Raw genomic sequence first — 8046 nt, forward strand, 5'->3', positions numbered from 1 at the left:
TTTTCGAGAATACTCGACAGGCTCAGTCGGATTCAGCCCGAATTGCTCGAACCCGATTATCTGGGCGCTGTTACCAATATTCTCAAGCAGCAGAGCCGCCGCGCTCTGGTTGTGGTTATTACCGATATTGTTGACGATATCGCCTCCGCCGAACTCCTCACAGCGTTGGGGCGACTTACGCCGCGCTACCTGCCTTTTTGTGTCACGCTCCGCGATCCGCAAGTCGATCTGTGCGCTCAGCAATTAGCCACCGATATTCCTGGAGCATACACTCAAGCCGTCGCGATCGATCTGCTCCGCCAGCGCGAACTCGCCTTTGCCAATCTCCAGCGTCGAGGTGTCCTCGTTTTGGATGCACCAGCAACCCAAATTAGCGATCGATTAGTCGATCGTTATCTGCAAATTAAGTCTCGGAATCAGTTGTAGGGGATAGTTCAATAATTAATAGTTAATAATTAATAATTAATAGGGGATTTAGATCCCTGATATTTGTTGATTTTCAGCCGACGTACCTTAGCATACTCAGACCCTAATAAACGTTAGCGTTTTCACGATCGATAGTTAAAAAAAGTAGCAGATCGCGATTATTTGCCGATCGTATATCCTGCGTCTACGATAGTTGCTTCGAGCGTCATAACTGGTAGCTCGCTCTCGATTTCGACTAATTTAGTCTGAGAATTAGCAACAATTTTAGCCTGCGGATCGACGGCATTAATCGCTTGGGTGATGGTAGCAACGCAAGCACCACAAGCCAAATCGGGAACGGTAAATGTTGTTAGCATGAGAATATTTTCTAGGTAAGAGATCTGTCGAACTTTAGCAAAGCAACAATGTCAGCGGCGCTAGCAACGCGGGGGGATTCGATCGCATTGCAAAATTGATTGTTGGAGGCGACAATTTCGGCTAGGATATAAAGCTAAAGAAAATATATCCTAATTTGGCACTAACCTAACACCATCAGTGCAATTTTGCGAGGCAAAACCCTCTGAGGAACGCGTAGCAATCTTTCAGAGGCATATTAGCAGGTGACGTTTATGAATCGATCGCGATTATGGCAGGAGCGGGCGAGTGGTTCGTCTGGGGATGATGACTTGGAGGCGCTCCCGGCGGGAAGTTGGCGGTTGCCTGCGGCGATCGCGGTTGGAAGTCTGCTGCTGGGCGGGATCTGGTTTTTTCAACAAACCAGTCTCAGACATCTCAACGAGCAAATCCAGCAACTCCAACAAGACATCGATAAAATTTCGCATGAGGCGATCTCTCCCGTCGCACGCGTGAATCTCGAAAAGGAACCGATCCTGCTCGAACGCGATCGGATTAATGCCCAAAATGGTGTCTATGATGTCTTGTTTGACGGTATTGGCACATTGTTACTCGGAGGGCTAGCATATGCTGGCTGGCAGTATTTACGCCGTGCTGAGGCGCGATGGCAACTCACCTACGATCGATCGATTACCGATCGCTTCAGTCAAGCAATTTCGCACTTAGCCAGCGATAAAGTTGAAATTCGGCTCGGCGGCATCTATACCCTCGAATGCCTAGCTCGGGATTCCCCAGCGGAGTACTGGCTGACGATCGAAGTCCTCACCGCCTTCGTGCGCGAACGCTCGGCGAGAGTCGAAGTCTCATCACCGCCCCGATGGGAAAAATCGTCCACTGGCGATCCCCCTAGCCCCGCCCCCAGTCGCCGACTCCCCCAATCGTTGCGGATCCCGACAGATATTCAAGCGGTTATGACTATTTTAACCCGCCGGGATAGTAGCAAAGATCTCCCCGATCGAATTATCGAACTGCGCCAAAGTAATCTCCGCAATGCCGATCTCAACGGCATCGAACTCTGGGGGGCAAATCTGTGGCAAGTAAATCTGCGGCAAGCGCACCTGTGGCAAGCCAAACTAGCAGGTGCCTCACTCGGCAGAGCCAATCTCAGCGATGCCAGCCTCTGGCAAGCCGATCTCGAAGATGCTTATTTGTGGAAAGCCAACCTCGAAGGTGCCGATCTCAGCTCGGCAAATCTTGCAGGTGCCAATCTCGAAGGCGCGAATCTCAAAAGCACCAACCTCGAAGGTGCCAATCTGATTAATGCCGATCTGCGCCAGACTGTCGGCTTGACTCGCCAGCAACTCAGTCTAGCTATTTGCGATGAAACGACACAATTACCCGCCTATTTAGAAGCTGTCATTAGTTAAACTCGATCGACATATTTGAGTCGAACTAATATTAATTCATGGTAAGGTAAATAACGAGAAATTTAGGTGCATAAATGAGCAAAATTTTAGTTAGTTCGATCGGGATACTTGGTGCGAGTTTTTTAGGTTCGTTACTGCAATTGGCAGTTGGCAACCCAGCGGCGATCGCTGTTAATCCGTCACAACACCAGCCGATCGCCACAGCACTCAGCAAAAATGCCAAGACCATTACAACTCCTTCTGGCTTAAAATATACCGTCCTCAAAACTGGTAAAGGAGCCACCCCCAAAAAAGGACAAACAGTTTTTGTCCACTATACTGGCACGCTTACTAATGGTAAAAAGTTTGATAGTTCGCGCGATCGGGGTCAACCTTTTAGCTTCCCATTAGGTGAAGGTAGAGTAATTCCTGGATGGGATGAAGCGCTGAGTACGATGAAGGTCGGCGAACGTCGTAAATTAACAATTCCGCCGAAATTGGCTTATGGTGAAGCAGGTGCTGGCGGTGTTATCCCACCGAATGCGACGCTAATTTTTGATGTCGAATTGCTCAAAATCGGTCAGTAAAAATCGATGAATTAAGCTTCGAGGTTAGCATGTTAATCGATATGTTTAGACACTAGAAAATACCTGTAACTATGATGGTGGGCACTGCCCACCCTACTGGCTCTGACTAGCTCGATCGGGAGACATAAACTGTAATAAGCTTAGGAAGGCTCGATCTGCTTCAGCTTCAGCCAGACTTGAAATTTCAACATGATACTTCATGTTGGTAAGTAGGTAGATGCAATTATTTATAAGATAGATTATGTCTGAAACATAGCTGGTGGGCAGTGCCCACCCTACACGATATCTTATATTTAATTACGCCCAGCTACTTAGATGATGTTTTTGACGCTGTTCGGTAGCATATTCATCAAAGGATCGAAACTTGCCTGCATCGAACTCATCTAATCCCTGCTGAATACCGACGATCGCTTCCGCTGAATCTTGTGTTTCCCATTCAAGAACACTCGCCAAAAGCTCAGCCGCAACAAGATTAATATCCTGTCCTTGACGTATTGTTTTCTCTCGTAGCTGTTCTTCCAGTTCCGGACTTAGGGTAACGACAATCGACATAGATTTATTCCCTTTAATTTAATCTATATATTATCCTAACAAAACAGGTGAAATCATCAATCACTAGTAGCCCTCACATAAATCGTAGGTTGGGTAGAGCGCAAACGTTAGCGTAGCCTCTCCGTTAGGAGGCAACCCAAATCTCCCACAATTATTGGTATTGCCTAAAGCCTAATCACTAGTCTGACGATATTGTTCGATAAAATCTTGGACTTGTTGGCGGTATTCGCGCATCGTTTCATCGACCCAATTGCGATCGTTACCATTGACATAAATATGTACCAAAGGTTCGCCTGCATCGGGGAGAATTAAGATCCAGCGATCGTCTTGATAATTGATAATTTTGACACCATCTTCGGTATCTAAATATTCGGGTTGATGGGTTTCGAGAATATGCCGCATCAAGCCGCCTTTTGCCGTCCAGGGACAGCGGATCGAGTGACTGCGGTAGAAGACGCGGGGGAGTTCGGCGCGAAGGCTGCTGAGGGAGCGCTCTTGGCGGGTGAGCATTTCGATCAGCTTGGCGATGCAGAACATCGCATCGAAGCCGGGGTGAAATTCGGGGAAGATGAAGCCCATTTCCCCGCTCCCGCCGAGGACGACGTTTGGGAGCTGCTGACAGGCTTCCATCAGGGCGGTGGGGCTGGCTTTGGTGCGCTTGACTTTGCCCCCATGACGGCGGACGATTTGTTCGATCGCGCTGGAGACTTGGACGGGGACGACGACAGTCCCGCCGGGATAGGCGGTGAGGACGATTTGCACCATCAGGGCGGTGAGCATATCGCCGCGAATGGGTACGCCTTCTTCGTCTACGAGGATCAGTTGTTCGCCATGGGCGGAGACTTGGACGCCGAAGGAGCCTTTGAGGGCGACGACGACGTGTCCGAGCTGGTTGAGGAGGACTTCCCGCTCGTTGGCGGTGAGGGACATCTGGCTGAGGCTGGCGTTGAGGACTACCGCATCGCAGCCGAATTTGGACAGGAGGATGGGCAGGATCGCGCCAGAGACGGCGTAGACATAATCGACAACTACTTTGGAACTAGCATGACGGATCGCGTCGATATTCAGTTGTTTTTGGAAGGCAGCTTTGTAGATTTCCATGCCTTGGGAGAAGCGATTGACATCGCCAATTTCGGAAATACGCGCGCGGCGTAAGTCTTCTTTAAAGTAGGCGGATTCGATCTTTTTCTCTTGGGTGGTGGAGATATTGATGCCGCGATCGTCGAAGAATTCGACTAAGATCGAATCCATCCGATCGGGATGCAATCGGACGTGGATGCCGCCGACAACGGTGACTTCATCCTGACGTTGGCGCAAGGAGTAGATAATCTTGCGAGCGACGGGGATGGCGGTAGCTTCGAGATCTTGAATATTAATCCCTACCGACATCAATCCGGCAATCAGCGATCGCGACACCATCCGCGAGACATTCCGCTGATCGCGGGAAACCGTTACCTGGGAGCCGGGTTTGAGGGTGGAACCATATGCTGCCCCGAGTTTAACGGCGAATTCGGGCGTGATATCGATATTTGCCAACCCTTGTACGCCGCGCTGGGCGAACAGATTGCGGTGGGCGATTTGACCCCAAATGAGATTGATATTGAGGACGGCTAAGGGTTCGATTTCTTTATTCGGCCAGACGCGGACATTCGGGTTGATTTGCGCCTCCTCGCCCACATTCGACAGTGCGCCCAACACTGCCCCTTCCAGGACTTGTGCGCCGCGACCGACTCTCACCCCCCGCGCGAGGACGCAAGCCCGGAGCTGGGCATCCTCGCCGATGATGCAGCCACTGCCGATAATCGGACGTTTGAGATTGGCACCAGCACCGATCGCCACATTATCCCCGACGATCGTTTCTGCCGAAATTTTGACCCGCGCCCCAATTTTACAATTAGCGCCAATTACAGCGGGAGCCTCGATTTGGGCACTCGGATCGATATAAGTATTTGCGCCGATCCAGATCCCTGGGCTAGTTTCGGGAAATGGCCAATCGAGCTTGACTTTGCCGCGCAGCGCATCGTATTGAGCTTCGCGATAGGTGTCGAGTTGACCGATGTCGCACCAGTAGCCTTTGGCAACGTAGCCGTACATGGGGACATCGTGCGCTAGCAGTTGCGGGAATAAATCTTGGGAAAAGTCGGCTTCGGTATCGGGATGGAGATAGTCCAAGACTTCGGGTTCGAGGATATAGATACCCGTATTGACAGCATCAGAAAATACTTCACTCGCTGAAGGCTTTTCCAAAAAGCGGCGCACGCGTTTATCTTCATCGATAATTACTACCCCAAAATCTACCGGATAGGGAATTTGAGTGAGAATAATCGTCGCTTTGGCACCTTTTTGGCGGTGAAATTCGATCGCGCCAGTTAGATCGATATCAGTGAGACTATCGCCACTAATTACCAAAAATGTCCCGCCCAAAATTTCTTCGACATTTTTGACGCAACCAGCCGTACCGAGGGCGCGTTCTGCCTCGATCGCATAGTGAATTTTGACACCAAAGTCACTCCCATCGCCAAAATAATTCTGAATTACCTCGGGGAGATAATGCAAGGTAATGATAATTTCGGTAATCTGATGGCGTCTGAGCAAATTGATAATATGCTCGGCGATCGGTCGATCGATCGCTGGTACCATCGGTTTGGGAAGTTCGCAGGTTAAGGGTCTCAACCGCGTCCCGGAACCTCCAGCCATCAATACTGCGCGCAGTTGCATATCTTTGTGTTCTAGGGGGTAGTCGCCCAATATATCTTAATTGTCAGTTGATTCTTAACGGCTGGAGCAGGGCGATCGCATAGGTTAATATATCTACCCCAATCGATAATTAGAGAATCGGGCTAAAATAGATTGTAGATTGTCATATTAAGGCAATTTCGCTGCCGATTCTGTAACAATCATCATTAATCAAGATTTAGGCAAGACTTATGCAATTCGTTGTCGTCGGATTGGTTGGGGCATACGGATATGGTGTTTGGAGATTTTCGCGCAATTTCAACCGCACCAACTATCAACGTACGCTGCCGACTAAGATTGTCTTGGCTTTACTATGGCCAGTTTGCTATGTTGTCAATGCTTCCTATCGTCAGAATTTTAATCGTGCCCTTAAAGGTGGCGATTAATTGAGAATTGAGAATTGAGAATTGAGAATTGCGGCTCTCGCACGCCTGCGCTCGTCACGGAAGTGTGACATGGTAAACGTCGCGCATAGTCCTATAGTGGATCGTAATTAACAAGAAGCAGGGGTTTAAATCCCCATCCTAACAACCCAATTCTCAATTCTCAATTCTCAATTAATTTAATATCGCCACCCTCATGATTCCTGTAGCCGCAGCCGAACGGATTATTCTCGATTTAGTCCGTCCTACCAGTAACACCGAAACGATCGATCTGACGCTGGCAACCGGGAGAATTTTAGCAGAATCGATCGCCAGTAAATTGGATTTTCCCCATTGGGATAACTCGGCGATGGATGGCTATGCCGTCAAATTTGCCGATGTGCGATCGAGTACGCCCAAGCATCCGATTACCCTGGAAGTCGTCGAGGAAATTCCGGCGGGATATCAGCCGCAGCAGGAGATCCAATCGGGAACAGCCGCCCGGATCTTTACAGGCGCGATCGTCCCTGCGGGTGCGGATACGATCGTCATGCAGGAGCATACCCAACGCGTTCAGAAAAACTTTGTCAAAATTCAAATCGCCCCGACAGCGCGATCGTTCGTGCGCCAGCGGGGGGAATACGCCCGGATTGGCGATCCGCTGCTGGCGGCGGGGACAGTCTTAAATCCGCCCGAAATCGCGATTTTGGCAGCGACGGGATGCGATCGAGTTGAGGTATATCAGCGTCCGCGCGTGGCAATCCTGTCTACTGGTGATGAATTGGTGACGCCCAGCGAAACACTCAAACCGGGGCAAATTGTCGATTCTAATCAATATGCGATCGCCGCCTTCGTTACTCAGGTTGGGGGTATCCCGATCTGCCTGGGAATCGTCCCCGACGATCGGGCAAAATTGACCGCTGCGATGTCTGAAGCGATTGCAACTGCGGATTTTGTCCTCTCGACTGGTGGCGTCTCTGTGGGCGATTATGACTATGTAGAGGCGATCTTAGGAGAGCTAGGTGGGGATATTTGCGTCCGGGCGGTGGCGATTAAACCGGGCAAACCTTTGACAGTTGCTAAATTCGTGTGGGAAAGTCGCCCGGTGGTTTATTTCGGACTACCGGGAAATCCCGTTTCGGCTCTAGTTGGCTGCTGGCGCTTTGTCAAACTGGCGATCGCCAAATTTTCGGGTTTACCTGAGTCTGAGTACCAACCAGCCTGGATCGAGGCGATCGCCACTCAAGATCTGAGTGCTGATGGTAAGCGCGAAACCTATCTTTGGGGCAAGTTGGCACTCAGCGATGGACGATATCAGTTTAGTCTGGCTGGTGGCACTCAAAGTTCGGCAAATCTAATTAATCTTGCAGGTACCAATGCGCTGGCAACGATCCCTGTAGACACGAGTGCGATCGCGGCTGGCGCTACAGTCCGAGTGTTGTTGCTGTAGCTTGCCGCTGGCGGTCTTGAGAGGATGTTTGGAAAGTCTAATTGCTTCGCTTGCAGTGGGTAAATCCCCCTGTCTTGTCGTTGTCTTGACGCATCGAACGGGAGGGAACCTTCCGTTCGATGCGTCGTTTTTTTATTAGGGGGGAACCCTAGACAAAAAAAAGCCGCTAAATCCCCCATTAACAGGGGGACTTT

Annotated in this window: 7 protein-coding genes and 1 pseudogene; 5 read left to right on the forward strand and 3 right to left on the reverse strand. The window is 50.1% G+C overall.

What is annotated here, in order from left to right; all coding sequences use genetic code 11:
• A pseudogene (locus RMO35_RS23930) lies at positions 1 to 426 on the forward strand (DUF58 domain-containing protein); the annotation flags it as partial.
• A gap of 158 nt (positions 427 to 584) precedes the next feature.
• Here the strand turns inward: RMO35_RS23930 and RMO35_RS23935 are convergent.
• On the reverse strand, positions 585 to 782 hold the full coding sequence (locus RMO35_RS23935) for a heavy-metal-associated domain-containing protein (protein ID WP_309745047.1): 198 nt from the start codon (positions 780 to 782) through the stop codon (positions 585 to 587).
• Positions 783 to 1034: 252 nt separating this feature from the next.
• Between RMO35_RS23935 and RMO35_RS23940 the strand changes: the two genes are divergently transcribed.
• Both RMO35_RS23940 and RMO35_RS23945 read left to right on the forward strand, forming a co-directional pair.
• On the forward strand, positions 1035 to 2186 hold the full coding sequence (locus RMO35_RS23940; RefSeq protein WP_309745049.1) for a pentapeptide repeat-containing protein: 1152 nt from the start codon (positions 1035 to 1037) through the stop codon (positions 2184 to 2186).
• A 74-nt stretch (positions 2187 to 2260) separates the two neighbouring features.
• Positions 2261 to 2752, forward strand: a complete 492-nt coding sequence (locus RMO35_RS23945) for an FKBP-type peptidyl-prolyl cis-trans isomerase (protein WP_309745051.1) — start codon at positions 2261 to 2263, stop codon at positions 2750 to 2752.
• A gap of 297 nt (positions 2753 to 3049) precedes the next feature.
• Here the strand turns inward: RMO35_RS23945 and RMO35_RS23950 are convergent, their stop codons facing one another.
• On the reverse strand, positions 3050 to 3304 hold the full coding sequence (locus RMO35_RS23950; protein WP_309745053.1) for a hypothetical protein: 255 nt from the start codon (positions 3302 to 3304) through the stop codon (positions 3050 to 3052).
• 171 nt (positions 3305 to 3475) lie between these two features.
• A complete protein-coding gene (locus RMO35_RS23955; RefSeq protein ID WP_309745061.1) occupies positions 3476 to 6016 on the reverse strand; it encodes a mannose-1-phosphate guanyltransferase in 2541 nt (846 codons plus the stop codon).
• Between the two features lie 215 nt (positions 6017 to 6231).
• Between RMO35_RS23955 and RMO35_RS23960 the strand changes: the two genes are divergently transcribed.
• Positions 6232 to 6426, forward strand: a complete 195-nt coding sequence (locus RMO35_RS23960; RefSeq protein WP_309745056.1) for a hypothetical protein — start codon at positions 6232 to 6234, stop codon at positions 6424 to 6426.
• Positions 6427 to 6619: 193 nt separating this feature from the next.
• Positions 6620 to 7852, forward strand: coding sequence for a gephyrin-like molybdotransferase Glp (glp, locus tag RMO35_RS23965; protein WP_309745058.1), 1233 nt, complete (start codon positions 6620 to 6622; stop codon positions 7850 to 7852).
• Positions 7853 to 8046: the final 194 nt, after the last annotated feature.

Source organism: Chamaesiphon sp. OTE_20_metabat_361, assembly GCF_031364565.1.